At 64.1% G+C, this 26,654-nt stretch carries 33 protein-coding genes; 6 read left to right on the top strand and 27 right to left on the bottom strand.

Annotated elements, in window-relative coordinates; genetic code table 11:
• Nucleotides 1-51: 51 nt before the first annotated feature.
• From rplO to ASF96_RS03545, 21 genes are all read right to left on the bottom strand, one after another.
• Complete coding sequence (rplO, locus tag ASF96_RS03645) at nt 52-585, bottom strand: 50S ribosomal protein L15 (protein WP_070408570.1); 534 nt, start codon at nt 583-585, stop codon at nt 52-54.
• Nucleotides 585-770 (bottom strand): 50S ribosomal protein L30, encoded by a 186-nt coding sequence (gene rpmD, locus ASF96_RS03640; protein ID WP_013583998.1) that lies wholly within the window; start codon nt 768-770, stop codon nt 585-587. Before rpmD ends, rplO begins: the two co-directional genes overlap by 1 nt.
• Nucleotides 770-1,450 (bottom strand): 30S ribosomal protein S5, encoded by a 681-nt coding sequence (rpsE, locus tag ASF96_RS03635; RefSeq protein WP_070408571.1) that lies wholly within the window; start codon nt 1,448-1,450, stop codon nt 770-772. Before rpsE ends, rpmD begins: the two co-directional genes overlap by 1 nt.
• Nucleotides 1,447-1,806: a 50S ribosomal protein L18 gene (gene rplR, locus ASF96_RS03630; RefSeq protein WP_055833725.1), complete on the bottom strand. Its 360-nt coding sequence runs from the start codon at nt 1,804-1,806 to the stop codon at nt 1,447-1,449. The genes rpsE and rplR overlap by 4 nt, the downstream gene beginning before the upstream one ends.
• Nucleotides 1,807-1,808: 2 nt before the next feature.
• Nucleotides 1,809-2,345 carry a 50S ribosomal protein L6 gene (gene rplF, locus ASF96_RS03625; protein ID WP_055833722.1) on the bottom strand — a complete coding sequence of 179 codons (537 nt, stop codon included), beginning with the start codon at nt 2,343-2,345 and terminating at the stop codon, nt 1,809-1,811.
• A gap of 7 nt (nt 2,346-2,352) precedes the next feature.
• Nucleotides 2,353-2,751, bottom strand: a complete 399-nt coding sequence (rpsH, locus tag ASF96_RS03620; protein ID WP_055833719.1) for a 30S ribosomal protein S8 — start codon at nt 2,749-2,751, stop codon at nt 2,353-2,355.
• 90 nt (nt 2,752-2,841) lie between these two features.
• On the bottom strand, nt 2,842-3,432 hold the full coding sequence (gene rplE, locus ASF96_RS03615; RefSeq protein WP_055833716.1) for a 50S ribosomal protein L5: 591 nt from the start codon (nt 3,430-3,432) through the stop codon (nt 2,842-2,844).
• Between the two features lie 2 nt (nt 3,433-3,434).
• Nucleotides 3,435-3,794 (bottom strand): 50S ribosomal protein L24, encoded by a 360-nt coding sequence (rplX, locus tag ASF96_RS03610; RefSeq protein WP_055833711.1) that lies wholly within the window; start codon nt 3,792-3,794, stop codon nt 3,435-3,437.
• A gap of 2 nt (nt 3,795-3,796) precedes the next feature.
• Nucleotides 3,797-4,165: a 50S ribosomal protein L14 gene (gene rplN, locus ASF96_RS03605; RefSeq protein WP_055833708.1), complete on the bottom strand. Its 369-nt coding sequence runs from the start codon at nt 4,163-4,165 to the stop codon at nt 3,797-3,799.
• 34 nt (nt 4,166-4,199) lie between these two features.
• On the bottom strand, nt 4,200-4,532 hold the full coding sequence (gene rpsQ, locus ASF96_RS03600; RefSeq protein WP_070408572.1) for a 30S ribosomal protein S17: 333 nt from the start codon (nt 4,530-4,532) through the stop codon (nt 4,200-4,202).
• The gene (gene rpmC / locus ASF96_RS17325) at nt 4,532-4,843 is read right to left on the bottom strand and encodes a 50S ribosomal protein L29 (RefSeq protein WP_013584007.1); all 312 of its coding nucleotides are present in this window, start codon (nt 4,841-4,843) and stop codon (nt 4,532-4,534) included. The genes rpsQ and rpmC overlap by 1 nt, the downstream gene beginning before the upstream one ends.
• Nucleotides 4,843-5,262: a 50S ribosomal protein L16 gene (gene rplP, locus ASF96_RS03590; RefSeq protein ID WP_055833705.1), complete on the bottom strand. Its 420-nt coding sequence runs from the start codon at nt 5,260-5,262 to the stop codon at nt 4,843-4,845. The genes rpmC and rplP overlap by 1 nt, the downstream gene beginning before the upstream one ends.
• Nucleotides 5,262-6,020, bottom strand: a complete 759-nt coding sequence (rpsC, locus tag ASF96_RS03585) for a 30S ribosomal protein S3 (protein WP_055833702.1) — start codon at nt 6,018-6,020, stop codon at nt 5,262-5,264. The genes rplP and rpsC overlap by 1 nt, the downstream gene beginning before the upstream one ends.
• On the bottom strand, nt 6,020-6,418 hold the full coding sequence (gene rplV, locus ASF96_RS03580; RefSeq protein ID WP_055833699.1) for a 50S ribosomal protein L22: 399 nt from the start codon (nt 6,416-6,418) through the stop codon (nt 6,020-6,022). Before rplV ends, rpsC begins: the two co-directional genes overlap by 1 nt.
• Nucleotides 6,419-6,443: 25 nt before the next feature.
• A complete protein-coding gene (rpsS, locus tag ASF96_RS03575) occupies nt 6,444-6,725 on the bottom strand; it encodes a 30S ribosomal protein S19 (RefSeq protein WP_013584011.1) in 282 nt (93 codons plus the stop codon).
• Between the two features lie 12 nt (nt 6,726-6,737).
• Nucleotides 6,738-7,577, bottom strand: a complete 840-nt coding sequence (gene rplB, locus ASF96_RS03570; RefSeq protein WP_055833696.1) for a 50S ribosomal protein L2 — start codon at nt 7,575-7,577, stop codon at nt 6,738-6,740.
• A 24-nt stretch (nt 7,578-7,601) separates the two neighbouring features.
• A complete protein-coding gene (gene rplW / locus ASF96_RS03565; protein WP_055833695.1) occupies nt 7,602-7,901 on the bottom strand; it encodes a 50S ribosomal protein L23 in 300 nt (99 codons plus the stop codon).
• Nucleotides 7,898-8,560, bottom strand: a complete 663-nt coding sequence (gene rplD, locus ASF96_RS03560) for a 50S ribosomal protein L4 (protein ID WP_055833692.1) — start codon at nt 8,558-8,560, stop codon at nt 7,898-7,900. Before rplD ends, rplW begins: the two co-directional genes overlap by 4 nt.
• A 2-nt stretch (nt 8,561-8,562) precedes the next feature.
• Nucleotides 8,563-9,222: a 50S ribosomal protein L3 gene (gene rplC / locus ASF96_RS03555; protein ID WP_055833690.1), complete on the bottom strand. Its 660-nt coding sequence runs from the start codon at nt 9,220-9,222 to the stop codon at nt 8,563-8,565.
• A gap of 8 nt (nt 9,223-9,230) precedes the next feature.
• Nucleotides 9,231-9,539: a 30S ribosomal protein S10 gene (gene rpsJ, locus ASF96_RS03550; protein ID WP_013584016.1), complete on the bottom strand. Its 309-nt coding sequence runs from the start codon at nt 9,537-9,539 to the stop codon at nt 9,231-9,233.
• Between the two features lie 435 nt (nt 9,540-9,974).
• Nucleotides 9,975-10,193 (bottom strand): hypothetical protein, encoded by a 219-nt coding sequence (locus ASF96_RS03545; protein WP_055936033.1) that lies wholly within the window; start codon nt 10,191-10,193, stop codon nt 9,975-9,977.
• A gap of 373 nt (nt 10,194-10,566) precedes the next feature.
• Here ASF96_RS03545 and ASF96_RS16720 point away from each other — a divergent pair, with 373 nt between their 5' ends.
• From ASF96_RS16720 to ASF96_RS16365, 3 genes are all read left to right on the top strand, one after another.
• Complete coding sequence (locus tag ASF96_RS16720) at nt 10,567-10,824, top strand: DUF732 domain-containing protein (RefSeq protein WP_162239394.1); 258 nt, start codon at nt 10,567-10,569, stop codon at nt 10,822-10,824.
• Nucleotides 10,825-10,995: 171 nt separating this feature from the next.
• Nucleotides 10,996-13,098 (top strand): hypothetical protein, encoded by a 2,103-nt coding sequence (locus ASF96_RS03540; protein WP_156458703.1) that lies wholly within the window; start codon nt 10,996-10,998, stop codon nt 13,096-13,098.
• A gap of 31 nt (nt 13,099-13,129) precedes the next feature.
• On the top strand, nt 13,130-14,185 hold the full coding sequence (locus ASF96_RS16365; protein WP_156458702.1) for a glycosyltransferase: 1,056 nt from the start codon (nt 13,130-13,132) through the stop codon (nt 14,183-14,185).
• On the opposite strand, the gene ASF96_RS03530 is transcribed toward ASF96_RS16365, so the two are convergent.
• From ASF96_RS03530 to ASF96_RS03515, 5 genes are all read right to left on the bottom strand, one after another.
• Entirely contained in the window at nt 14,175-15,227 is a 1,053-nt protein-coding gene (locus ASF96_RS03530; protein WP_055936026.1) for a hypothetical protein, read from the bottom strand. The genes ASF96_RS16365 and ASF96_RS03530 overlap by 11 nt on opposite strands.
• Nucleotides 15,224-16,129, bottom strand: a complete 906-nt coding sequence (locus tag ASF96_RS16360; RefSeq protein WP_162239393.1) for a glycosyltransferase family 2 protein — start codon at nt 16,127-16,129, stop codon at nt 15,224-15,226. Before ASF96_RS16360 ends, ASF96_RS03530 begins: the two co-directional genes overlap by 4 nt.
• Nucleotides 16,116-16,913, bottom strand: a complete 798-nt coding sequence (locus ASF96_RS03525; RefSeq protein ID WP_200934062.1) for a glycosyltransferase — start codon at nt 16,911-16,913, stop codon at nt 16,116-16,118. Before ASF96_RS03525 ends, ASF96_RS16360 begins: the two co-directional genes overlap by 14 nt.
• A gap of 314 nt (nt 16,914-17,227) precedes the next feature.
• A complete protein-coding gene (locus tag ASF96_RS03520) occupies nt 17,228-18,349 on the bottom strand; it encodes a glycosyltransferase (protein ID WP_055936024.1) in 1,122 nt (373 codons plus the stop codon).
• A complete protein-coding gene (locus tag ASF96_RS03515) occupies nt 18,346-20,418 on the bottom strand; it encodes a glycosyltransferase (protein WP_162239392.1) in 2,073 nt (690 codons plus the stop codon). Before ASF96_RS03515 ends, ASF96_RS03520 begins: the two co-directional genes overlap by 4 nt.
• A 308-nt stretch (nt 20,419-20,726) precedes the next feature.
• On the opposite strand from ASF96_RS03515, the gene ASF96_RS03510 reads away from it, so the two are divergent.
• The 3 genes from ASF96_RS03510 to ASF96_RS16715 all read left to right on the top strand — a co-directional run bounded on the left by ASF96_RS03510 (nt 20,727) and on the right by ASF96_RS16715 (nt 25,637).
• Nucleotides 20,727-22,004 (top strand): O-antigen ligase family protein, encoded by a 1,278-nt coding sequence (locus ASF96_RS03510; RefSeq protein ID WP_055936018.1) that lies wholly within the window; start codon nt 20,727-20,729, stop codon nt 22,002-22,004.
• A gap of 28 nt (nt 22,005-22,032) precedes the next feature.
• The gene (locus ASF96_RS03505; protein WP_055936014.1) at nt 22,033-23,478 is read left to right on the top strand and encodes a lipopolysaccharide biosynthesis protein; all 1,446 of its coding nucleotides are present in this window, start codon (nt 22,033-22,035) and stop codon (nt 23,476-23,478) included.
• Between the two features lie 500 nt (nt 23,479-23,978).
• Nucleotides 23,979-25,637, top strand: coding sequence for a hypothetical protein (locus ASF96_RS16715; protein ID WP_162239390.1), 1,659 nt, complete (start codon nt 23,979-23,981; stop codon nt 25,635-25,637).
• A gap of 11 nt (nt 25,638-25,648) precedes the next feature.
• Here ASF96_RS16715 and ASF96_RS03495 read toward each other — a convergent pair whose 3' ends face one another.
• Nucleotides 25,649-26,590 carry a nitroreductase family protein gene (locus ASF96_RS03495; RefSeq protein WP_162239389.1) on the bottom strand — a complete coding sequence of 314 codons (942 nt, stop codon included), beginning with the start codon at nt 26,588-26,590 and terminating at the stop codon, nt 25,649-25,651.
• Between the last annotated feature and the right edge of the window lie 64 nt (nt 26,591-26,654).

Genomic DNA, 26,654 nt, shown 5'->3' with positions numbered 1-26,654 from the left:
CCCAGAAGGGGCCGACGGCCGTAAGGCCGCCGGCCCCTCAGGGGTCGTGCGTCAGTTGACGGAACCGCCGGCGGCGACGATCTTCTGCTCAGCGGAGCCGGAGACCTTGTCGACCGAGACGGTCAGCGCGACCGAGATGTCGCCGGTGCCGAGCACCTTGACCTTCTCGTTCTTGCGGACGGCACCCTTGGCCACGAGGCCGGCGACGGTCACGTCGCCACCCTGCGGGTAGAGCTCGGCGAGCTTGTCCAGGTTCACGACCTGGTACTCGACGCGGAACGGGTTCTTGAAGCCACGGAGCTTCGGGGTGCGCATGTGCAGCGGCATCTGCCCACCCTCGAAGCCGACCCGGACCTGGTAGCGGGCCTTGGTTCCCTTGGTACCGCGACCGGCGGTCTTACCCTTCGAGCCCTCACCGCGACCCACGCGGGTCTTGGCCTTGTGGGCTCCCGGGACGGGACGCAGGTGGTGGACCTTCAGCACGCCGGGGCGCGCCGCGGGGGCTTCCTTCTTCTCAGCCGTCTTACGGGCCGAGGCCTTCTTCGGGGCGGCGACCGTTGCGGTCTCGTCCTTCTTGTCAGCCATTAGTCGATCTCCTCAACCTTGACGAGGTGGGCGACGGTCTTGACGTAACCGCGCGTCTGCGCGTCGTCGGGACGGACGACCGAGTCGCCGATCCGCTTGAGACCGAGCGAACGCAGCGTGTCACGCTGGTTCTGCTTCTCGCTCACCTTGGACTTGATCTGCGTGACCTTCAGACGCTCGGCCATCAGGCACCTACCTTCTGGGCGGCGGCCTCGGCGCGCACGAGGCGGGCCGGGGCGACCTGGTCGAACTCCAGGCCACGGCGGGCTGCCACGGCGCGGGGCTCTTCGAGCTGCTTCAGGGCTGCGACGGTCGCGTGCACGATGTTGATCGTGTTCGACGAGCCGAGCGACTTCGACAGGACATCGTGGATGCCGGCGCACTCGAGGACGGCGCGGACGGGACCACCGGCGATAACACCGGTACCGGCAGCGGCGGGGCGCAGGAGCACCACACCGGCGGCAGCCTCACCCTGGACGGGGTGGGGAATGGTCGAACCCGAACGCGGGACGCGGAAGAAGTTGCGCTTGGCCTCTTCGACACCCTTGGAGATGGCGAGGGGGACTTCGCGGGCCTTGCCGTAACCGACACCCACGACACCGTTGCCGTCACCCACGACGACGAGCGCCGTGAAGCTGAAGCGACGACCACCCTTGACCACCTTCGAGACGCGGTTGATCGTCACGACGCGCTCGAGGAACTGGCTCTCGTTGCGGTCGCGCGAACCACGGTCGCGCTGGTTGGTGTTGCGCTCGCGACCACCGCGACGCGGCTCGCGCTCACGCTCGGCGGGGGCCGTGGCCGCAGCCGCACCCTCTACCGGTGCAGTCTGCTCGGTCACTTCGGTCTCCTTGTTGTCACTCACAGGTTCAGCCCTCCTTCGCGAGCTCCGTCGGCGATCGCGGCGACACGGCCGGCGTAGCGGTTACCGCCACGGTCGAACACGACGTCGGCGACGCCCACGGCCTTGGCACGCTCGGCGACGAGTTCGCCGACCTTGCGGGCCTTGGCGGTCTTGTCACCGTCGAACCCGCGCAGGTCGGTCTCGAGGGTGGAGGCAGAGGCCACGGTGTGGCCCTTGCTGTCGTCCACGACCTGGACGAACACGTGGCGCGCCGAGCGCGTCACGACGAGACGGGGACGCAGCTCGGTGCCGACGACCTTCTTGCGAAGGCGCGCGTGGCGACGGGCACGGGCGACGGACTTTGTCTTGACAGCCATGGCTACTTACCACTCTTTCCGGCCTTGCGGCGCACAACCTCGCCCGCGTACCGCACACCCTTGCCCTTGTACGGCTCGGGCTTGCGGATCTTGCGGATGTTGGCGGCGGCCTCGCCGACGGCCTGCTTGTCGATGCCGCTCACGGTGACCTTGTTGTTGCCTTCGACCGTGAGGGTGATACCTGCGGGCGGCTCGATCAGGACGGGGTGCGAGAAGCCGAGGGCGAACTCGATCGAGCTGCCCTTCTGCGCCACGCGGTAACCCGTACCGACGACCTCGAGGCCCTTGGTGTAGCCCTGGGTGACACCGATGATGTTGTTGTTGATGAGCGTGCGGGTCAGGCCGTGGAGGGACCGCGACTCGCGCTCATCGTCGGGGCGGGTGACGAGAACCTGGTTCTCTTCGACCGACACCTCGAGGGGCTGGGCAATGGTGAGCTCGAGCTCGCCCTTGGGGCCCTTGACGGCGACCTCCCGGCCGTTCACCGAAACGGTGACGCCAGCGGGGATGTCGATGGGAAGACGTCCGATACGCGACATTCTCAGATCACCACACGTAGGCGAGGACTTCCCCGCCGACGCCCTTCTGCTCGGCCTGACGGTCGGTGAGGAGACCGGAGGAGGTGGACAGGATGGCGACGCCGAGCCCGCCGAGGACCGTGGGGACCTCGGTCGACTTCGCGTACACGCGGAGGCCGGGCTTGGAGACGCGCTTGATGCCGGCGATCGACCGCTCGCGGTTCGGGCCGTACTTCAGCGTCATGTTGAGGGTCTGGCCGACACGGGCGTCTTCGACGGTCCAGTCGGCGATGTAACCCTCCTGCTTGAGGATCTGGGCGATGTTCGTCTTCAGCTTCGAGTTCGGCATCGACACGGAGTCGTGGTGAGCCGAGTTCGCGTTGCGCAGACGGGTCAGCATGTCTGCGACCGGGTCTGTCATCGTCATGTGTTGCTTCTTTCGTTCATGAGGTTTCGACTGCCGTTACGCGACAGCCGACCTTCGATGAGGGGCCCCCGGAAACCCGGGGGCCCGAGTTCAGGCCTGAGCGTCGGCCGACTGGAAGGGGAAGCCGAGCTGACGCAGCAGCGAGCGGCCTTCCTCGTCCGTCTTCGCGGTGGTGACGATGGTGATGTCGAATCCACGCACGCGGTCGATGCGGTCCTGATCGATCTCGTGGAACACGGACTGCTCCTGGAGACCGAAGGTGTAGTTGCCGTTGCCGTCGAACTGCTTGGCCGAGAGACCGCGGAAGTCGCGGATACGGGGCAGGGCGAGGTTGACGAGACGGTCCACGAACTCCCACGCGCGGTCACCGCGGAGGGTGACGTGCGCGCCGATCGCCTGACCCTCGCGCAGCTTGAACTGCGCGATGGACTTGCGAGCCTTGGTGACGACGGGCTTCTGACCGGTGATCTTGGTGAGGTCGTCGACCGCACCATCGATCACCTTGCTGTCGCGAGCGGCCTCGCCGACACCGGTGTTCACGACGACCTTGACCAGTCCGGGGATCTGCATGACGTTCGGGTAACCGAACTCCTCCTGCAGAGCCTTCTTGATCTCGGCGTTGTACTTCTGCTTCAGGCGGGGCTGGATCTTGCCAGTCTCCGCGGCAGTCACGGTGCTCATGTTCAGAGGTCCTTGCCTGACTTCTTCGCGAAGCGCACGCGGACGGTGCGCTTGACGCCGTCCTTCACCTGCTCCTCGACCCGGCGGCCGACGCGGGTCGGCTTCTTGGTCGAGGGGTCGACGAGCGCGACGTTGGAGATGTGGATCGGGGCTTCGAACGTCTCGATGCCACCGGTCTTGGTGCCGCGCTGGGACTGGCCCACGCGGTTGTGCTTGGTGACGTAGTTCACGCCTTCGACGATGACGCGGTTCTGCTCGGTCAGGATCTCGAGGACCTTGCCCTGCTTGCCGCGGTCGCCGCCACGCTCGGGCTTGGCGCCCGTGATGACCTGAACCAGGTCACCCTTCTTGATTTTCGCCATGATCAGATGACCTCCGGGGCGAGCGAGACGATCTTCATGAACTTCTTGTCACGAAGCTCACGACCGACGGGTCCGAAGATGCGGGTGCCGCGGGGCTCCCCGTCGCTCTTCAGGATCACGGCGGCGTTCTCGTCGAACTTGATGTATGAGCCGTCGGGACGGCGGGTCTGCTTCACGACACGGACGACGACGGCCTTGACCACGTCGCCCTTCTTGACGTTTCCACCGGGGATCGCGTCCTTGACCGTGGCGACGATGACGTCACCGAGGCCCGCGTAACGACGGTTGGAGCCGCCGAGCACGCGGATGGTGAGCAGCTCCTTGGCGCCGGTGTTGTCGGCGACCTTCAGCCGGGATTCGTTCTGAATCACTTTTTACTCCTTGGATTCCAAGTAAGCGCGAGGCTTACTTGGCCTTCTCGAGGATCTCGACCAGGCGCCAGCGCTTGGTGGCGCTCAGCGGACGGGTCTCGTTGATGACGACCAGGTCGCCGATGCCCGCCGAGTTGGTCTCGTCGTGCGCCTTGACCTTGGAGGTGCGGCGGATGACCTTGCCGTAGAGCGGGTGCTTCACGCGGTCTTCGACCTCGACGACGATGGTCTTGTCCATCTTGTCGCTGACGACGTAGCCACGACGCGCCTTGCGGTAACCGCGGGCGTTCTCGTCGCGCACATCGTTCTCGGAGTGCTCGTGACCGACGACCTGCGCCTCGGCCTCTGCCTTCTTCGCGGTAGCCATTACTCCGCCTCTTCCTTCGCGGCGTCGTCAGCGGCGTCCGCCTTCTTCGCCTTGCTCTTCTTCGCCTTCGTCGCCTCGACCGGGGCCGGGGTGGCGCGGATGCCGAGCTCGCGCTCACGGATCACGGTGTACAGACGCGCGATGTCGCGCTTGACTGCACGGATGCGACCGTGGCTTTCGAGCTGGCCAGTGGCCGACTGGAAGCGCAGGTTGAACAGCTCTTCCTTGGCCTTACGCAGCTCCTCGACGAGGCGCTGGTCTTCGAACGTGTCGAGCTCGCTCGGGGCGAGCTGCTTGGTGCCGATCGCCATTACGCGTCGCCCTCCTCGCGCTTGATGATGCGTGCCTTCAGGGGCAGCTTGTGAATGGCTCGGGTCAGTGCTTCACGAGCGAGCTGCTCGTCGACACCCGCGACCTCGAAGAGGACGCGGCCGGGCTTGACGTTCGCGACCCACCACTCGGGCGAACCCTTACCGGAACCCATGCGGGTTTCGGCCGGCTTCTTGGTGAGGGGGCGGTCGGGGTAGATGTTGATCCACACCTTTCCGCCACGCTTGATGTGACGCGTCATGGCGATACGAGCGGACTCGATCTGACGGTTGGTCACGTAAGCGGGGGTCAGCGCCTGAATACCGTACTCACCGAACGACACCTGCGTGCCACCGGTGGCCTGGCCGGAACGGCCGGGGTGGTGCTGCTTGCGGTACTTGACCTTGCGGGGGATGAGCATTACGCCGACGCTCCTTCTGCCACGGGGGCCTCGTTGCGCGGGCCACGACGACGGTCGCCACCGCGGTCGTCACGACCGCGGGACTTGGGCGCGTTGGCCTGCTCGCGGGCGAGCTCCTTGTTGGTGAGGTCGCCCTTGTAGATCCAGACCTTCACGCCGATGCGGCCGAAGGTGGTCTTGGCCTCGTAGAAGCCGTAGTCGATGTTCGCGCGCAGGGTGTGCAGGGGCACACGGCCTTCGCGGTAGAACTCCGAGCGGCTCATCTCGGCGCCGCCGAGGCGACCCGACACCTGGATGCGGACACCCTTGGCGCCGGCACGCTGCGCGCCCTGCAGGCCCTTGCGCATCGCGCGGCGGAACGCCACACGAGCGGTGAGCTGCTCGGCGACACCCTGCGCGACGAGCTGAGCATCGGCCTCGGGGTTCTTGACCTCGAGGATGTTCAGCTGGATCTGCTTGCTGGTGAGCTTCTCGAGGTCGGCACGGATGCGCTCGGCCTCGGCGCCGCGGCGACCGATCACGATGCCCGGACGGGCGGTGTGGATGTCGACGCGGACGCGGTCACGCGTGCGCTCGATCTCGATGTTGCTGACACCGGCGCGGTCAAGCGAGGTGGTCAGCAGGCGACGGATCTTGATGTCCTCGGCGAGGTAGTCGGCGTAACGCTGACCGGCCTTCGTCGAGTCCGAGAACCACCGCGACACGTGGTCGGTGGTGATGCCGAGGCGGAAGCCGTACGGGTTGACCTTCTGTCCCATTACTTGCTCGCCTTCTTGTTGGCGCGCGCCGGGGCCGCAGCAGCGTCTTCCGGCGTCGCGAGCACGACCGTGATGTGGCTCGTGCGCTTCTTGATCTGGAAGGCGCGACCCTGTGCACGGGGACGGAAACGCTTGAGCGTCGTGCCCTCGTCGACGTACGCGTTCTTCACGTACAGGTCGGCGTCATCCAGGTATTCGTTCGTCTTGTCAGCGGTGACGCGAGCGTTCGCGATCGCCGAGGCGACGAGCTTGTAGATCGGCTCGCTCGCGCCCTGGGGCGCGAACTTCAGGATGGCGAGGGCCTCTTCGGCCTGCTTGCCCTTGATGAGCGCGACGACACGACGAGCCTTCTGAGGGGTCACGCGGATGTGTCGCACGCGTGCGATGGACTCCACCATTTCTCTCTCCTCTAGCGCCACCGCGTCAGCGGCGGCGGCCCTTCTTGTCGTCCTTCACGTGGCCGCGGAAGGTGCGGGTGGGCGAGAACTCGCCCAGTTTGTGACCGACCATGGTCTCGGTCACGAACACGGGGATGTGCTTGCGACCGTCGTGCACGGCGATGGTGTGTCCCAGCATGGCGGGGATGATCATCGAACGGCGCGACCAGGTCTTGATGACGTTCTTGGAACCGGCTTCGTTCTGCGAGACGACCTTGCGAAGCAGGTGCTCGTCGACGAAGGGGCCCTTCTTAAGGCTGCGAGGCATCTTCCTCTACTCCTACTTACGCTTCTTGCCGGCGGTGCGACGGCGGACGATCAGCTTGTCGCTTTCCTTGTTCGCGTGACGGGTGCGGCCTTCGGCCTTACCCCACGGCGAAACGGGGTGACGACCACCGGAGGTCTTACCCTCACCACCACCGTGCGGGTGGTCGACCGGGTTCATGGCGACACCACGCACGGTCGGGCGGACGCCCAGCCAGCGCTTGCGGCCGGCCTTGCCCCAGTTGATGTTCGACTGCTCGGCGTTACCGACCTCGCCGATCGTGGCGCGGCAGCGCACGTCGACGTTGCGGATCTCACCCGAGGGCAGACGCAGCTGCGCGTAGGGGCCGTCCTTGGCGACGAGGCGCACGGAGACGCCCGCCGAACGGGCCATCTTCGCGCCGCCACCGGGACGCAGCTCGATCGCGTGGATCACGGTACCGGTGGGGATGTTGCGCAGCGGCAGGTTGTTGCCGGGCTTGATGTCAGCGCCGGCACCCGACTCGACGACATCGCCCTGCGACAGCTTGTTCGGCGCGATGATGTAGCGCTTCTCGCCGTCCGCGTAGTGCAGCAGCGCGATGCGCGCGGTGCGGTTGGGGTCGTACTCGATGTGAGCGACCTTGGCGTCGATGCCGTCCTTGTCGTTACGACGGAAGTCGATCAGACGGTACTGACGCTTGTGTCCACCACCGATGTGACGCGTGGTGATGCGGCCCTGGTTGTTGCGGCCACCGGTCTTCGACAGGGGGCGCAGCAGCGACTTCTCAGGCGTCGATCGGGTGATCTCGGCGAAGTCGGCCACCGACGAGCCGCGGCGACCGGGGGTCGTGGGCTTGTACTTGCGAATAGCCATTGTTCTTGTCCTCTATCCCGACCGTCAGCCGACAGACGTGAAGATGTCGATGGTGCCCGACTTGAGCGACACGATGGCGCGCTTGGTGTCCTTGCGCTTGCCGGTGCCGAAGCGGGTGCGACGGGCCTTGCCGACGCGGTTGATCGTGTTAACCGAGGCCACCTTGACGCCGAAGATCTTCTCGATGGCGAGCTTGATCTCGGTCTTCGAGGAGCGCGGGTCCACCAGGAAGGTGTACTTGCCCTCGTCGATGAGCGAGTAGCTCTTCTCGGAGACGACCGGCTTCAGGATGATGTCGCGCGGGTCTTTGTTGACGGCGGTCATGCCGAGACCTCCTCGGTGGCAGCGGACTTCGACGCGACGAACGCGTCGTAAGCGGCCTTGGTGAAGACGATGTCGTCGGAGACGATCACGTCGTAGGTGTTCAGCTGGCCGACGGTCAGCACGTGGACGTACGCGAGGTTGCGGACGCTCTTCACCGTCAGCTCGTCGTCGCGGTCGATGACCACGAGGACGTTCTTGACGGCGCCGAAGGCCTTCAGCGCGGCAGCGGCAGCCTTGGTCGAGGGGGCACCCTCGATGGCGAAGCTGTCGACGATGTGCAGACGCTGCCCGCGAGCACGGTCGCTGAGCGCACCCAGCAGGGCGGCGGCGATCATCTTCTTGGGCGTGCGCTGGCTGTAGTCACGCGGCTTGGGGCCGTGGACGATGCCACCACCGGTCATGTGCGGCGCGCGGATCGAGCCCTGACGGGCGTTACCGGTGCCCTTCTGCTTGAAGGGCTTGCGGCCGGCACCCGAGACTTCGCCACGACGCTTGGTCGAGTGCGTGCCCTGGCGTGCCGCGGCGCGCTGCGCCACGACGACCTGGTGGATGAGGGGAATGTTCGTCTTGACGTCGAAGAGCGCGGCGGGCAGCTCGACGGAGCCTGCCTTCTTGCCGTCGGCCTTCACGACGTCGAGCGCGAGAGTCGAGTCAGCCATGATCAGGCACCCTTCACTGCGTTGCGGACGTAGACGATGCGGCCACGAGCACCGGGGACAGCGCCCTTGACGAGCATCAGGCCCTTCTCGGCGTCGACGGCGTGCACCGTGAGGTTGAGGACGGTCACGCGCTCGCCACCCATACGGCCGGCCATGCGCATGCCCTTGAAGACGCGGCTCGGGGTCGACGATGCGCCGATGGAGCCGGGCTTGCGGTGGTTGCGGTGCGAACCGTGCGAAGCGGACACACCCTTGAAGTTGTGACGCTTCATGACACCCGCGGTGCCCTTGCCCTTGCTGGTGCCGACGACGTCGACGCGCTGGCCGGCTTCGAAGAGACCGTCAACGGTCAGCTCCTGGCCGAGCGAGTAGTCGGCGGCATCCGCCGTGCGCACCTCGGTGAGGTGGCGACGCGGGGTCACGCCGGCGGCGTCAAAGTGAGCCGTGAGGGGCTTGTTCACCTTGCGGGGGTCGATCTGGCCGTAGCCGATCTGAACGGCGTTGTAGCCGTCCTTCTCGAGCGAGCGCAGCTGGGTCACGACGTTCGGAGCGACCTCGATGACGGTGACGGGAACGAGCTTGCCGTTCTCGTCCCACACCTGGGTCATGCCGAGCTTGGTGCCGAGGAGGCCCTTGGAGATCTTGGAGTTGATGTCAGACATGTCGAACCTCAGAGCTTGATCTCGATGTTGACATCGGCCGGGAGGTCGAGGCGCATCAGCGAGTCGACGGCCTTGGGCGTCGGGTCGATGATGTCGATGAGGCGCTTGTGGGTGCGCATCTCGAAGTGCTCGCGGCTGTCCTTGTACTTGTGGGGCGACCGGATGACGCACACGACGTTCTTCTCGGTCGGAAGGGGAACCGGGCCCACCACGGTGGCACCGGCACGGGTCACGGTGTCGACGATCTTGCGCGCCGACGAGTCCAGCCCGGCGTGATCGTACGACTTCAGGCGAATGCGGATCTTCTGTCCCGCCATTGTCTGCTCTCTCTCTTTCTCGCGTCTTACCCGACCTGGGGCATTGGACGCACGGTGGTGCTCTCGCACCCTGGCACTTCCCCTCGCTCACGCGAGAGATGCTGCACCGCTGTTCAGCTGTCAAACCGGATGCCATGGCATCCGGCCCACCCCGCACGCACGCGTGCGAATCCGATGAAGGAAGGGGCTCGGTGTCTGTTCTGCTGCCGGCGGCCCAGGACCCTGCGCTTTCGCGCCGCCTGTGCACTGCCCTGACAGTGATCCTGGCGCGCGCCGAGCGCACGCCGGAATGTGGAACTGCATTAGTCTACGTAGCCCCGAAGCGAGTCGCAAACCCGGGCGTGTCGCGCCCGGCGGATACCCAGGATCGCCGGCCCCGAACGCGACGACGCCGCCCCCGGTTCGCGGGAGCGGCGTCGATGCAGAGCTGCGACGTCAGGCGTTGCCGATGTGCTTGTCGACGCTGGCCCGCGTCTCGTCGACCTTCGCGTGATGCTCGGTCGGCACGACCTTCTTGATGGCCTCGGCAGCGCCGTCGAGGACCTTGTCGCTGACCTCTTCGGCCTTCTCGCTCTTCAGCGCCTCTTCGATCTTGTCGCGGTTCTCGTCGAGGAGCTTCTTGCCCTTCGCGATGATGTCGTCCACGCCACCCATGTGCGTCTCCCTCGGTGCCGGTGCCGGCGGGATGCCGGCGTGTCGACCTTCATTCTCGACGAACGACCGATGATGCACACCACCCAGCGTGAACCCCGCAACAGCTGGATAGGGCATCGGAGCTCGGACTCGGTCGCGAGAGCAGGTTTACATTCGCCTCCGCGCTTATCGCCCGCGTAAAGTTCAGCCTATGAGGGGGATTAAGGCAGCTGTTTGTGCGCTCATTGTTGCGACGGTGTGCGCCGGGTGCACTGTCGAGGGCGCGAGTTCCAGCACGCCCGTGGAAGACGCAACTTCACCGCGGGTTCCTCAATCCTCACCCACGGAGTCGACGAGCTCGGCTGATCCAGACCTGCCGAACGAAGCGCAGCCGGTGAGTCCCGAGGCCGATGAGGAACTCGCCATCGGCCCCGAGGAGGCCTTCCTAGACGCGGCGAGAAACGGCTGGCAAGGACAAGAGGCATCTGAGTCGACGTGGATCGAATTAGGAAACAACGCCTGTTCAGAGCTTGAGACAGGTAAACCCCTTGAAGAGATCTACATCGTCGGCGAGGACTCGGATGCAGCACGTTCCAACAACAGTCTGATCGTCACGGAAGCACAGAAGAACTTGTGTCCACAATTCGGGTGACGCCCCGACGGACCACCTTCCTTTCTTTTCTCGCGCGGGAAGCATCTCGCGACACAGCCGCACACAAGAGGACGATCAATGACTGTCTCCCCATCGCCAGATTCGAATGACGCGTCCCATTCCCGCCGGCGGCTGCTCGCCGCGGGGATGGCAGCAGCCGGGGGTCTCAGCGTGGGCGCGCTCACGTTCCCCACTCGCGCAAGAGCCGATAGCGGGTCAGTCTCGTCCATAAACGGGAAAGCCGGACGGGTAGCCCTCACCGCAGCAGATCTGGCGGCGGTCGAGGCCGAGACGGTAGATCAGATTGCAGTCGTCGCGACTCCGGAACGATTTCCGGGCCTAGACCCGAGCGGTGCCGGGGACTCCGCTCCCGCCCTCAAGGCCGCGATCGCGGCTTGCCCGGACGGCGGCACCGTGATCGTACCCGCGGGAACGTACCGCCTCGCATCGACTCTCTCGAACGAGGGTAAAAGCATCAGCCTCATCGGTCACGAGGCGACCTTGGTTCGTGCGCACCCGACCTCATCTGCCGTGCTTCTCACGGGCGTCTACGACGACCCGATTCGCGTGACCTCAATCTCGCCGGTCTCCGTGGAGCTCGGCGGTGGCCAACAGCCCGGAGTGCAGTTGGCGATGTCGTCCGCTACTGGATGGTCGCGTGGAGACGTCGTCAAAGTCTTTGCCGACGATGAGATCCCTGAGGTGAGACAGGACTCGAGCAACAAGTCGCGCGTAGGCGACTTCATGGTCGTTGATCGCACCTCGGGGAACTCGGCCATCCTGGTGGGTACTCCGAACGGCAAGTTCACTTCGAACATTCGGGCTGCTCGGCTACGGGACGTCCCCGTCCGTTTCGAAGGTTTTCGTGTCGACACCGACGCCAGTGGCGTCAACGCTGGCTGGGGCGGGACAACGATCGTGTTGTCCGCGCTCATGCGACCCGCGGTGCGCGACATTCACGTGCGAGTTTCGACGGCGACGGCCATTCTCATGCGCGGGTGCTACGCCTACGACATAGAGAACGTCCAGATTGATCGTGCGGTCGACAATCCGTCCGCCGGCCAGTTCGGATACGGAATCCTGGACAACTCGAGTGCGTACGGGGTGGTCCGAAATCTGCATGCTCGGCGGGTGCGCCACGCATATTCCGATGACACACCGCGGATCGCCGCAAACTCGTCCGTTGTCCTCTACGGCGCGACATACGGAACCCGCGTCATCGACTCGGTCTGCCACGGCGCATCCGCCGCAGCCTTCGATACTCACTCGTGCTCCGAGTTCGTGACCTTCGACAACTGTATCGCCGTCGACAGCCGTGAAGGGTTCTCGCTCCGCGGGCGCAAACATGTGGTCAAGAGCTGCGCGGCCGTTCGATGCACGACGGGCGCCCAGGTTATTACCGAGTCGAGCGGCGCTGACGCCTCATGGGGACACCGGATCACGGACTTCCACGGCGACGGTCTGACCGGCACCGGGATCCGGATCATCCCCCGGACATCGTCGTCACATTCGCAATACAACCGTCGCGAGACAAGGGATGTGCTTCTGCGAAACATCACCCTCCGCGGTTCCGCAATGCCATTTCTCCAGGCGAACAACATCGTCCTCGACGTCGACGGGTTCCACGCGACGGCCCGCGAGCAGGTGGACGACGTCGCGAATGGAGCAATCCTGAGCAACAGTATTGTGCGCGCGCGAGATTGGACAATCGATCTGCAGAACGTCACTTCGGGATCATCTCTGCGAGGCTTCCAGAGTCGTCAGTCCGGCGAGATGGTGGCCGACGGGATTGAATTGCGATGGCGGGACGGCGACGCCGCGCGGGTCCAGGGCGTGGCGGTGGGAGAGTCCTCCGTGACGGTGACCGTGAGAAACGTCCGTCTGAGCGAGCCTCTCGCGACGCCATCGGTCGGGTTCGCGCGAGGGTCGACCATCGATTGGACGGCGAAGACTCAAGCGTCGCGATTGATTACGCGCCGGCAGGATGAGGTCAGCAACAGCGAGACGGTTCGACTCATCTATCGTGCCGGTGATCCGCAGATCATTCTTCTGTGCACCGTAACCGATGGGCGCACCGTGCCTGCCCTCGTGGCGAGCGCCGTTCCGGGTCAGATCTTGTACGTCGTCAATTCGGGCGAGAGCTCGGCGACGGTGACCGTCCGACACGGTGCCGCTTATTTGACGAGCCTCCGAGGTGGGGCCAACCGCCGCATGACTCCGAATTCCATGATGTCGCTCGTCTGGACAGGCAGGATATGGCAGCAGCTCGCCTGAGATGGAAGCCACGGGTCGTTAAAGTGGTGTGGTGAAGAGTACGCATCAGGAAGATTACCGGCCATCTGTCGACGTCCTCATGCGCCCGTCGAAGGGTACCAATCCACGCGCGCCGATCTACGCGCTGGTCGATGCGCTGCCCGACGACATCAACGTCGTCAAGTTCTCTTGGAGGCGTGCCCTGATAGGCAAGTGGGACGTCATACATCTGCATTGGCCCGAATCGGCGATTCGCGCCTCCACGCGCACGCGCCGCTGGCTGAAGTACGTTCTCTTCGCGCTATTGCTGCTTCGGATTCAGTTCGGACGGAAGCCCGCAGTGTGGACCGTACATAATGAATCTCCGCACGAGCGCGGGAAGCATCTTGAATCCCTTCTGCTGAGATGGTGGGAACGGGCTACGGCTCGACGGGTCTACCTCTACCCATCGGTCACCCCCGACGAACGAGGGGCGGCCTTCATTCCGTTCGGCGATTACAGCCAGGTCGCTGATCGACTTATGGGCGACGTGCAGGTGGAACGCGACCCACACCGCATGCTCCTGTTCGGCCTTCTACGCCCGTATAAGGGCATCGAGCAACTCCTCGACGCGTTCGATGCCCTCCGCCATGTGGACGAGCGCGTACGCCTTGCGGTTATGGGACGCCCGGTGGACCCCGAGTATGGACGCGCAGTCGACGAGCGCGTGGGCGCAAGCGCGACAGGGGTGGAGTTCCGTGGCGAACTGCTCGAGTACGAAGAGCTCGTGGCTCAGATCCGTGAGAGTGGGTTCGTCGTGCTGCCGTATCGGCGCATGTACAACTCCGGCGCCGCGTTGCTCTCCTTGAGCTGCGGAACTCCCATCCTCGTACCCTCGTCAGCAACCATGAACGACCTCATGGCCGAGTCCGGACCGCAATGGGTGCAGACCTATGACGGCGATCTGACCCCCGCGATCCTGAGTGCGGCCGTGGAGCAGTTCGCGTCCTCCGCGCCCCTTCGCGAAGGGGCGCGCGCGCTCCGAGGCCGGTCCTGGTCGGCCGTAGGGGAACAGTATGCGTCCCTGTATCGGAGTCTCGTCCCCAAGAGCCGGCCCGCTACCGGGTGACGAGCGCGGCGCGTACCCTCTGGCCGAGCTCCTCAAGGCGAAGCCGAGCGTTCGCTGCCGCCGAAATCAATTCCTCGCCACGATCGACGGTGGCCAGCCCACGCCTCACGATCGCGTTCGCGTCAAGATCGCGATAGTCGAAGGAGACATCGTAAATCCCGGCGGCAGCGAAAGTACGGTCAAGCTTTTCGGACGAACCGCTCGTGGTACCGATGGGTATCGCTCCCTCGGTCAGCCCGATCACAAGGGCGTGCAGTCGGTCGCTCATCACGACTGCGGCGCGCGCATAGACGTCCCGGATGACGCGCTCGAATTCTCGATGCGGACCGCCGGACCAGGGAGCGATGAACTCCACACCCAGCGCGTCGGCGATCGCAGTCGATCGTGCCTTGTCCCTCACAACCTGATTAATCACGACGGGACGCAGGCCCTTGGCCTGGGCGAGAGCCGTCACCGACTCGAGGAATGCCGGTGTTGGTTCAGGGCGGTCGCCGCGCATGGTCACGACGAGGAGGTCTCTCCTCACGGAGGCCTCGCCCGATCCCTTCAGGGCGAACGCCCAGTCCGGTGTCACTTCGCCGGTTCCCCCAAAGTCGCGGCTCGGTAGATCCCGCCACGTCGCGATCTTGCTGAGCCGCGAGACGACCGCTATCTGCCAGGGAAAGGAACCGCGTGGCTCGCGGAAGGCCATACCGGTCTGGATGGGCACTCCCCCGCGCACGCGCACAATGGCCGCGGTAGGGATGTCAACGACAGCAATCTTGGTGCGTCTCCTGTTGAGCTGGACCTCTCCCGCGTTGGTGACAAAACCAACCCGGCTCGACACGCCTGCGGAGAGAGCTGCCCGCTGCCAACTCCCCCTGGACTCGTACACTTCGTCGCCGTCGATCAGGCCTAGGCCCGCCGCATAGTCGCCCACGCTCTGGCCGACGAGTACGTGGCGCTTGATTCCAGGGTGGATGAACACGTCGAGCATCGCCCGACGCAGTACCGAATCGCCCAGATTGTCCGCCTGCCCGTGGGCGGCGATGAATGCCTTCATGATTGATCTCCTTGCGGGCGTCGGTACTCGATCACCACGCGTCCCCGCGCCGCATCGAGAACACCCCATCCCCGCATCCACGTATTGAGTGAGGCACTGTGGACGGGAACTCGTCGAACCCGATCCGCTGACATTCGCAGGAATCCAACTGCCAGCCGTGCGGAGCCTTCGATCCACGCTCTGAGACGATGACCGTCTTCCACCAGAAGTCGACCTCGCACGTTTCCCGTGCGCCGGGCGCGCTGACGCAGCCAAGCGACGCTCATGCGACTGAGAGGAACGTCTTCGTAGACGATCGCCTCGTCGCACCACACGATCTTGCCGCCCTTGTTATGGATGCGGTGAAAGAGATGGGAGTCACTGCCACCGCTCGCCGAGAACCGTTCATCGAACCGAGGGAGCTCTAGTTGCTCCACCGCCGTCCGACGAACAAGCACGTTATTCGTCGCGGCTTGATCGAAAACGGTGCCCGTCGGGTATCTCGACCTGCTGAAGAACCCGCCTTCGTGAACCCACTCCGGGGTCTCGGCCGGGAAAACGGACACCACCGGACCCCAGACCGCATCCGCGTCGCTGGAGTCCATACAAGCCCGGAGAGTAGCCAACCAGGAGGCATCTGGATACTCGTCATCATCGATGAAGGCGAGGAGCGGCTCCGTGGAGTTCATCAGCGCCGCGTTTCGAGCCGCCACGATGCCGGGGGTGGGCTCTTGCAGATAGACCACGTCAAGAATCGACTCGCTCGCTACCCGCTCTGCGGTCCCAGCCGCGTCGTTGTCGACCACGTACACGCGAAACGGCCCCGGAGCGATGAGGTCTTGGAGTGATTCGAGGAGAGTGCGCAATTGTTCGGGTCGCTGATATGTCGCGACGCAAATCGCGACGGGCTCAGGAGTGCTCAACGCCGAGCCGATCGAGAAGAGAGACGGCCTTGCAGCGCCATGTGGTTCCTGAAGGAATCGTTGTCGTCTCGCGCGGAACGCGGGCGCCGCCTGCGATCAAGGTAGCGAAGACAGCTTCCTGCGAATCCCTGTCAGCGACGCGCACACCCGTCAAACCGCGGTCATTGGCCCCGAGCACGGGCGTCGTCACGACAGGCAGTCCCGCAGCCCTGTACTCGTAGGTCTTGATGACGTCTCCGCCGACCTCGCCCTCACCTACGCGGTGCGGCACCCATCCGACGTCGAAAGTCTGGAGCAGCGCGGGAACTCGGTCATAATGCACGTCGCCCAGCAAACGAATGTTGCTTTGCGAGCGGAGAGGCGCCTCGTACTCCCTATCGAGAATCGGACCCGCAAAGGTGAACGAGATTTGCGGGAATGCCGCCGCTACGCGAAGGACCAAATCGAGGTCGACACGCTTTCCGATCTTGCCAACATAACCGACCGTTGTCGGGCCCTTGGCAAGCGACTCTGTCGGGAATCGCTCTGGGTCGCAGCCGTTAGTAACCAGTTGCGCGTCGGACCTACCGAACGCTTGTGCGGTCGCCAAGGTGGCCTCGGAGTTCGCGGTAACCACGTCAACGCGGTCGAACAGTCGTTGATACGCAAGCCGGACCTCGCCTTCGATGGCCTTGAAGGCGTAGTGATCAGTCCAGTCATCGAGCATGTCGAAGGCGACCTTACGGTTCTCGTCAGCGACAACGTTCCATACATTCGACACGCTGACGAAGGGATTCCAGATCACGACGGGAGCAGATCCGCCCAAGCCCTGTGCGCTGTACGAATTGCGAGAGGTCCACCACCACCTCTGTCGCGGGCCCCTCGCAGGAACGCGCCAACTCCAACTGTCGACGGCGAAAGTGTTGTCCGCGAGTGCGCCCGCGCGATAAGCGGGGCGGAGAACCTGCGGCTCCGGCCGCGACCGGACCGCGACGGGGCCTTGACCTGAAAGGAGGCGACCGAACCACTCGATGAAGTGGCCGTCTCTCGTGCGATAACCCTCGTTGGACAATTTGCGCTGCCCATGCATGGGGAACGTCGCAATGCTCTGATCCATGATCACTTCCGCCTCACACGATCGAGTTCGGCTTCGTACGAAGCGCTCACTAGCTCCCACGAGTACATTTCAGCGGCCCGCGCCGCCACGACGCCCGATAGACGAGCCCGCTCGCCGGGGTTGTCCATGAGCGCGTTTACGGTGTCGGCGATCGCCTGTGGCTGGGGTTGGACGAACTCGCCGCCCGAGGGCGAGAGTACTTCTCGATTGAAAACGGTGTCGCGGGCCACCACCGACGCTCCGCAGGCCATCGCCTGTACGAGCGCGGGATTGGTGCCCCCGACGCTGTGCCCATGAAAGTACACCCCGCTGTGCTGCCACAGCGCGAGGAGAAGGGTGTCATCGCGGACATGGCCGAGCCACGTTACGTTTGCGTGTGACTCAGCCAGCGCTTTGGCACGCTGGTCGAAATCTCCCCCGTAGCCCGACGACCCGACGATAACGACGGGATGCCGGCGGGCGATCAGGGGGACGGCGTCGAAGAACTCATTGATTGTATTCTCAGGAACGAATCGCGCGACCGCGAGAACGTACCGTGTGCTTTCCATGTCCAGTGGCACAGGGAGCGGCCCGGGGATGTCACCCCCGTAGGGGATGAAAACGCCGCTCTTGTTGAACTCCTTCGCCCAATAGTCGCCTATCGCGACGGCGTCGAAAACCAGCGAATCAGCCCAGCGCGCGGTCGCAGCGGCACCGGTTCTGAATACAGTCTTAGCGACACGCCCCCACTTGTCCCGCTCCCACTCGATGCCGTCGACGTTGACGACCGTCGGGATTCCCCTTGCCTTGAGCAACGGCAGCCAGTACCCGTTCGCGACGTTCATGACAAGAGCGACGTCTGGACGACGCCTCATCGCATCGAGGGACGAAGTGAATCCGTAGGACAGAGTGCTGAGGGACTTGGTCTCGATCCCTCGCGTCGCCCGCGACGTAACACGGGGATCGACAGCAAAGTCAGGAGCGACCGTCCCTCCGGGACGACCGTAGACGGTCACGTCCCAGTCATTCTCCGCGAGATAGGGCGCCAGAACACGGACGGCGGTCTCGAAACCGCCGTAGAAACTTGGATACCCACGGGTCCCCAGAATGGCGACGCTACGACGCTTCGATGAATTGCGACTCACTTGCCCGCGCCCTCCAGCTCAATCCACGCCCGTCTTACGGATCGTTCCTCCAGGTACTTCTTCGGCGAGTAGTTGATCAAGGCCATGGCCAGGTACATGTACTTCGTCAAGGGGTTCTTCGCGAGGTGGTACCGGATCCGGAAGTAGGACAGGCGAAGATGACGCCTGTCGCGAGCACGGAGATGTACTGAATGCTTGGCCATATAGGTTTTCGTCCCGGCAGCCCTGCGCTCGGTGTTCCCTGTCAGCTGCCCGGTACCGTGCTTCACCTGGAGCGCCAAACGATCCGACACCGACACATAAGTATGTCCTGCGAGCAGGAACCTGAAGAAAAAGTCCGTGTCGTTCTTGACGGGGATCGACTCATCGAAACCGCCTGAGCGATCGAACGCCCGGCGCGTGAGCACCATATTGCTCCCGGTCGTCCCCAGACTCACCGCGACGACATCCTGAGCGGACTTATTGGGTTCGAGGGTGGGCGCTTCGACACGCGTATCCCCCTTGACCATCCAGCGCGCCACGACGGCCATGTCCGTCCGGGCTGCGGACCCCGCCTGGATCGCGGCGAGAAGGTAGCCAGGCTCCCAAGAGTCGTCATCGTCCAGGAATGCGAGGACATCTCCTTGAGCAACCTTCGCTCCACCGTTCCTCGAAGCAGAGGCCCCACCGACAGTCTCCGGGTCGTGGACGTAGTGGATGGGGACGTCTGTCGTCGCCGCCAAGTCGGCGACGGCCTTCTCCGTGTCCTCGTCAGCCACGTCACTGCAGACGATGATCTCTACGGGCGGTCGCGATTGCGCCAGAACAGACCCGATGGACGCGGGGAGGAACGACGCCCGCCTGTGCGTGGGAACGATCACCGACACCCGGGACGTCTCATTGATGTGATCCGGGTCGCCGACCGGGGCTCGCTCCGATCGCCTTCCGATCAGCCCTTCGAAGTTCTGCATCGACAGCGAGCTGGCGAGGGGCAAGCGCTCAGCAATCCGATGACCCATCGAATGGAGAAGAGGAGAATCCGCGATGCGCTCAGCGATGACGTTCCCCAGACCGGAGTCGGCCGCGACCGCGATCTCAGGACATTCGAAAAGCTCGCCCAGACCCTCGACTTTGCCCTGGGTCGAGATGATGAATGCTGGCTTTCCCATTGACAAGGCCATGATGCCGAGGTGCATCCGACCGGTGACGACAACGTCCGTCAGCGACAGAAGAGCCCGGATCTGCGCCGGTCGCAGGAGTTCCTCGACCACGTACCACGGAGCGTCGGGAGTGGCCGCAACGACATCCTGAACAGCCTTCATGTCACCGCCGGGACCCCGGTGGACGTGAGGCAAGAGAACGGGAAGATAACCGCTGTCGCGTAGGGCATTCAGAACGACCTGATACTCCCGGGGCTGGTCCACACGCTTCGACACGAGCGCGCTGGCATTCACGAGCGCAATGCGCTCGCCGCCTTCTCGAGCCTGGCTAAGAAGGCGGTAGACGTCGGTGTCTCGATCTTGCTGACCCAGCGCGAAGACCGTGTCGCTAGCTTCGTAGGTCGGACCGATCGAGGCCTTCGCCATGCGGGCTCGACTGAGAGGGTCGCGAACATAGAGCCGGACCCCTGCGCGAGCAGCCCTGGCAGCCGCGTGGGAGACCGGGCGAGACGCGCGACCATTCCAACTGAAGCCAAGTATTCGGGTCTGCAGACCACCCCGCTGAGCGGCCAGCGCAAGTCTCCACCGGAACAAGCTCGCGAACGAGTTGTAGCCGCCGTCCATGATGTCCGCGCCCGTCACCGACAAGCTGGAGGCGCCCCGCAGCAGCCGCGCGAGGCGGGCGAATGCGGCGACGAAAGTGAGCGGATTGCGGGACATCAGTCCTTCGATCACGACCCCACGCCGGGAACCCTCGCCATACTGCGGGACGATTACGGCATCGGGCTTGACCAGGAGCACGCGGACGTCGCCGACGACCTGCTCGCAAAATACGTCAGCCATCGCCTGGTCGCCGATGTTTCCTCCGCCGGGAGCTGCGAACAGAACGTGGTACCGACCCTGCCGGCGGCCGAGGAGCGCACCGTGCACGGATGCATTCAACGCGGCTGCTCGAACCCGCTCCGCCGCGGACACCATTAGTTTTCTCGGGTTCACCATCGCCTCGAAGCCCCCATCTCTGTCAACGACGCACAATCTGGCACACGACGCGATCGTGTTTCATTCTAGACGAGCGCAAAGAAAGCCACCCGCCACCGGCATCCTCACGCCGCGAACCGGCCGACGGATGGGTAGTGCGCGCGCGCAGGTTCTCCGTGACCTACGATCGTCGTGGACGCGCGTGACCGTGACGAGTGGGAGGGATCATCGTGCCGACTCTCCTTCTCGGATTATTAACAGTGGTCGTTTTCATCGTGATGCTGGGGACGCTGCGCTGGTGGGCGACGGCGTTGATCGGGGTCGTCTTCGCGATGACACTCGTGCCGCGCTCTCTTGGCATCGAGATCTTCGGGGTGCCGGCCCAGACATACGACGTTGCCATTCTGGCAGTGCTGGTTGTGGGCTTTGTCGCGAGCGGCCGCCCCAACTTCCTGCTCTTCGTGCCGTTCGTCACGTTGCTCACCATCGGCGTGATCTTCGAGTGGGAACACAGTCCGCAACTCGCGACGAACGTTGTCTATCTCCTGGTCGGCGTCGCCGCGTGGGCGATCGGCCACTACTTCGCCAAGCATTACGTCCCTGGCACACGTCAGGAGACTGTGCTGATTCTGGCGCTGACCGCCGTGATCTTGTTCCAGGTAGTCGTGACTGTGCTGCAGGCGAGTGGTGTGCCGATCTTCGCGCTCGAGGGTCGGACGGCGGAACTCGAGGGTGGCCGCGCGAGCGGAACCTTCAGTCACCCGGGGACCGTGGGCAAGGTCATGATCCTTTTCATGGCGATCCTCCTCCCACTCACGACCGCGACGACCCGTCGAACTCGAAGGCTCGCATACTTCGCAGTTCTGATAGCGCTCGTCCCAGTGGGGCTCTCGGAGAGCAGGGCCAACTTCGTCGGCTACCTCCTTGCACTCCTCGTGTGGTTCATCATCATGCCCGCCCGCTCTGCGCGCGCATCCCGATTCGTCGTACCTGCAGTCGTCCTGGCCGGGGCTCTGATCTTCTCCGGCACCATCATCGACCGCTTCACAGGCGATCCTGAGGGTGGCGCACGTCAGCACTTCACTGACGTGGCTCTGGAGGCCATCTCGAAGAACCCTTGGCTGGGCGTCGGTCCCGGGAATTACATTCCCGTTGTCGGCCAAACTGATAACTTGACCGCGCAAGGATGGCGTGTGCACAACGTCTTCCTGCTCGAGACCACCGAGCTCGGCATACCGACCACACTCTTCTTCTTCTTGCCCGCCATCTGTCTCCTTGTCCTCAGCCTCCGGCAAATGCGACGCCTAGACGAAAGAGGGGCTTGGGGCCGCGGCGCGATCGCCGCAGCCGCAGGCACCCTCGTCACTGCCGTCACCGGATGGGGCCTGATGAACGGGTCGATCTTCATGATCTGGTTCCTGTGCATGGGGTTCAGTTTTGGGATGCTCCGGCGACAGAACGTTTCTGGTATCGGCGGCGCCCCGTTCGTTTCCAGCCAATCCGCCGGCGCCCCCGGTGCACGGGCGGTAGTGGCATGACCTACAAGCCAGGAATGACCCTCGTCGCATGACCTCGCTCGCAGGTGCCGCTGCTCGAGGCGCCGCGCAATCACTGCTGGCTCAGTTCTTGAGGTTCGCCATCCAGTTCGGCGCGCTGATGATCCTCGCCAGGCTCTTGACCCCCGGGGATTACGGAACTGTTGCCCTCGTCACCGCCATCACGGGGCTCGCCCTCCTGCTGGCAGACTTCGGGCTCTCGTCTGCGGCGATCCAGGCGCGAGAGATATCCCACCAGCAGAAATCGAACCTGTTCTGGCTGAACACCGCCGTAGGCCTCGTGGTGTCTGTGGTGGTGTTCTTCGCCGCCTACCCCATCTCCTGGTTCTACGGCCGGCCGGAACTGGTCCCCGTGGCCCAGGTTCTTTCTGTCGTGTTCCTGCTCTACGCGGTGACCGCTCAGTTCCGAGCCGAAGCGTCGAAGGCGCTCAGATTCAAAGCTATGGCCATCGCCGACGTCGTGGCTCAACTTCTTTCCTTCAGCGCAGCGATCGTGGCCGCCCTACTGGGGTCAACATACTGGGCCCTGGTTCTCCAGCAGGTTCTGTCGGCCTTCCTGCTCCTCGTGATGTTGTGGGTGGCCTCGCGATGGACGCCGACCTGGCCCTCAAGGAAGGCCAGCATCCGACCTCTCGTGAGTTTCGGCGTGAACAACCTCGGTGTGCAGCTCATCACCTACGCGAGCAACAACATCGACTCCGTGCTCATCGGCCGGTTCTGGGGCGTCGAACAGCTGGGCCTCTACAGTCGGGCCTATCAGCTGTACCGATTGCCCCTGCAGCAGCTCGCCGCGCCGATGACGAGGGTCGCATTTCCCGTGCTCTCGAAGATCGAAGACGACGCCACCTTCCAGCGATACGTCCGTCAAGCACAACTCCTGCAGATGTATGTCATCGGCGGAGTGTTCTTCGCGGCCACGGCTTTGTGCTCCCCACTCGTCGAGATCGTTCTCGGGCCGGATTGGGACGAGACGAAGGGCCTGTTCGCGGTACTCGCCATTGGTGGCGTCTTTCAAACTCTCGGCTACGTCTACTTTTGGGTGTTCTTGTCCAGGGCACTCACCGGTATGCAGCTGAGGTACACGCTCCTGTCCCGAAGCTTCATGATCGCACTCATGTTCGCCGGGGTTCCTTGGGGTGCATTCGGGGTTGCGATCGGTATGACAGCGGGACTGCTCCTCAACTGGGTGATTCTGACGTTCCGAGCGATGCCTAAGGCGGGTCTCGCGCCGCGGCCACTCGTGGTGGCGGCGATTCGTCCCATGACTCTGTACACAGCAATGCTGCTGATCGCTGCGCCCGTCATCTGGTTGACGTGGAACCTCGAGCCCTGGTGGCAGATTCTCGCCATCGTGCCGACAATGGGCGCCGTCCTCGTCCTTGCATACATCGCCATCCCGAGCATCAGACGAGACGTCGCGGACGTGCTCCGAATGGCCAAGCGGGTCCGGCGGTGACATCGCGGGCGGGTGGCGAATCGGGCCATCTTGACCCTCGCCCCGCCTCCCCGAGCCGCCGTGAGCTCCTGGCTGGCGGGGTGGTCGCGGCTGGCGGTGCTGTCCTCCTCGACCGCACCATCCGAGAGAATCTGGCGGCCCGGCCACCCATTCCCACCCCGGGGTCCGGCTCAGCCGGTAATTCCGTTCTCATATCTTCCGACAGCCATCCGGGAATCGATCCGACCGGACGGCGAGAATGCGGGCGAGCCCTCACCGAGGCTCTCAGTTCCGTTCCGCCCGGATGGGAGGCGGTCATCGCCCCCGGCTCTTACCTGCTGAGCAGCCCTATTACTGCGGACACCGAGTCCTTCCGGCTCTCGGGGTACGGGGTCACTCTCATTCAGACGGGGGCGTCACCGGTGATTTCGGTGAAGGCGGGCTGGCCGACGCCGCTGACCGTCACATCTTTCGGTACGACTGCGAGGAGCGACGGCGCGGCCGGACCAACCTCCAAGATCGTGGTCGACGGTAGCGTCAGTTGGGCGCCGGGCACGCTCATCAAAGTCTTTTCCAACGACTCGATACCCGGATCTCGTACTCCCTCCGACGGTCGCTCCTCGCGGATGGGCGAGTACGCGATCGTCGCGTCAAGCGGAGGAAACGAGATCACGACGACTGCGCCTCTTCGTGGGAAGTATTCTGACAACGCGAGGGTCGTCGAAACCAGCCGTCGAACGGCACAAATCAGAGGATTCACGCTGGAGGGTAGATCCCCCTCAGCAAAGGTCGTCGGTGCGTCGATGATGTACCTGGCGGGGCTCCTCGCACCGCTCGTAGAAGACATCCGATGCGTTAGCGCACACGGACCAGTCGTCCATCTGAAGAGTTGCTACGCGTTCAACGTCGCACGGCTCGATGTGTCTTTCGCGGAAGACGACGCACCCCACCGGCTCGGGTACGGAGTCCTCGATAACTGCAGCGAGTTCGGCACGGTACAGGACAGTACCGTTCGGCACGCCCGGCACGCCTACACGGATGACACTCCAGCGATCCCCCGGAATAGCACGAATCCTCACGGGTACGGCAGTTCGTACGGCAACACGATTGTTGATTGCAACGCCGTGGCGCCCTCGCGTGCGGGGTTCGACACTCACCACGCAAGTGAAGCGACCACGTTCTCGGGCTGCACTGCGAGCGCCGGCGGCGATGACGTTGCCGCATTTTCTCTGCGCGGACGAAATCACCGTGTCATCGGGTGCTCGGCCCAGAACATCGGCATGGGTGTCCGCGCCTTCACCGAGGCCAAGCGCGGAGGACAATCTTTCGGTCATGTGGTGCAGGCGTTCACCGCGCGGTCAATCCGCGGAGCCGCCGTGGCAGCCGATATCCATCCGACCGGTCATCCGAATGCTGGGGAGTTGGAAATGCGCCCCGTGCTTACTGTGACCGGCGTCACGGTCGACGGAGCACGCAACGGGGTCCGCGCGAGGAACGCCACCATTGTCATGACGGGGGCGACCATCCTCGTGAGTGGCGACAAAGAGGGATCCAGTTTCGTGCAGAACGAAGCCTCAGACGTGCAGATCGAGAACTGCGTTCTCCGCGCGGATGTCTCCGCGAAGTGGTCACCGGTGGCGTCAACGACTGGTACCGATCGAAACGCACAGATCGTTCTGCGAAATGTATCGGTGACGATGAGCGCGTCCGCTCTCGCGCAGGCGGAAACGATCTTCACCGGCTCCCCTCCAACAGTCGGTCTGCAGGCGGTCTCTTTCTCCGGCCTGCCCCGGAGCGGACTCGGAGCGGTCGATGACCGCAGCGCACTCCAGTGGGAAACTCAACCGGCCAGCCCCACTACGCCCGTCGAATCGTCGGCGGCGTACAGCTTTAGAGGTGACCTGAGCGCCCAGATGCCACAGCTGTGGAGAGCGACGGATCCTCATCTGTTGGTGGAGCTTCAGTCCGACAACCGTGCACCGATGTCCGTCGTAATGGGACGCCCCAGACGCAATTCTCAGCTAGTGACGCTCATGTGCTCTGCCGAGAGCGGGGTACTGCGTCTGAGCGACGACACATCATCCCGCCTTGTCCTCACGGACGAGTCGGAACGAATCCTCCAACCTGGTCGGTCGGTCACGCTTGCGTGGACCACCGGAGGCTGGGTTCGCGCGAGCTAGGCCTGCTGCCGCTAGCCAGCCCGCCGTTCCTCGATCACTGCGGAGACGTCACGCCGTGGGGATCGGGCTCGGCGGTGACCTTCGCTGCCGTATCCGATCGCGACCATCATGATGATCAGTTCCGATTGATCCGCACCGAGGTGGCGCCGCAAAGCATCGGCTTTGGCGGTGGGCACGCTCATGTTGAGCATGCACGAGTCCAAGCCGAGTGCGTGCAGAGCCCACACGAATGACATGGCGAAGATCCCGCCGTCGATCCATCCTTGATTACGCTCTTTCGCACCAGCGAATGCGCGTGCGTCTACCGTGATCACGGCGACGGAGGGAACGATGTCGCGAAAACCTGCACTGCCATTCTGGAACCCGAGTACTTCGTGGGCCTGCTCCCCGTGGCGGATATGGATGCGCCAACTCTGCCGATTGCAGACCGAGGGTGAGTAGAGCGCAAGCTCGACGGCGCGTTCGAGCACGGCCGGTTCTACGACGCGTGAGGAGAAATCTCGCACGCTGTGGCGTGTGGCGAAGAAAGACGCGGGGTCGGGGAGCGGCGGCGCAAGCGACGTGTCTCGGACGGGGCTGATCTCGTCCGCAACCCCTCCACCGGTGTTCCAGTCTTGAAGAGCGGCGAGCGCGCTTCGCGCATGCTGAACGAACGGCGCGGTCTGATCCGCCAATGGAATCAGCCGCTCCAGTCGCCTCTGCACCTCAACGCCGAACGGGCGGCGCGGAGACTGGAGCGCGAGCCCCTTCTCGATGCGGTGGTAATCCTTTGTGATCTGCGCTTCCAGATTCATACCTGAAAGAGTTGCGCCGACGGATTTGTCATCGGGAAGCATTGAGGCCAGGTACCTTCGCCGATCCGAAGCGAACTCCCGGCGAACATCGAGACGCACCTTGAGTTGCTTCAACGATCGGCGCAACGCACGCGGCGCGATTTTCTTCAACGAAGGCATGTCTTCCTTACATTTCAATGAGGAGCTGTCGCGCATAAGAACGACCAGCCGCACCCGACGACTC

Origin of the sequence: Microbacterium sp. Leaf179 (assembly GCF_001423785.1) — a bacterium.
Classification (GTDB): Bacteria; Actinomycetota; Actinomycetes; order Actinomycetales; family Microbacteriaceae; genus Microbacterium.
Note: the sequence above shows the minus strand (reverse complement) of the source record. Positions and strands in the feature narration are given on the sequence as shown.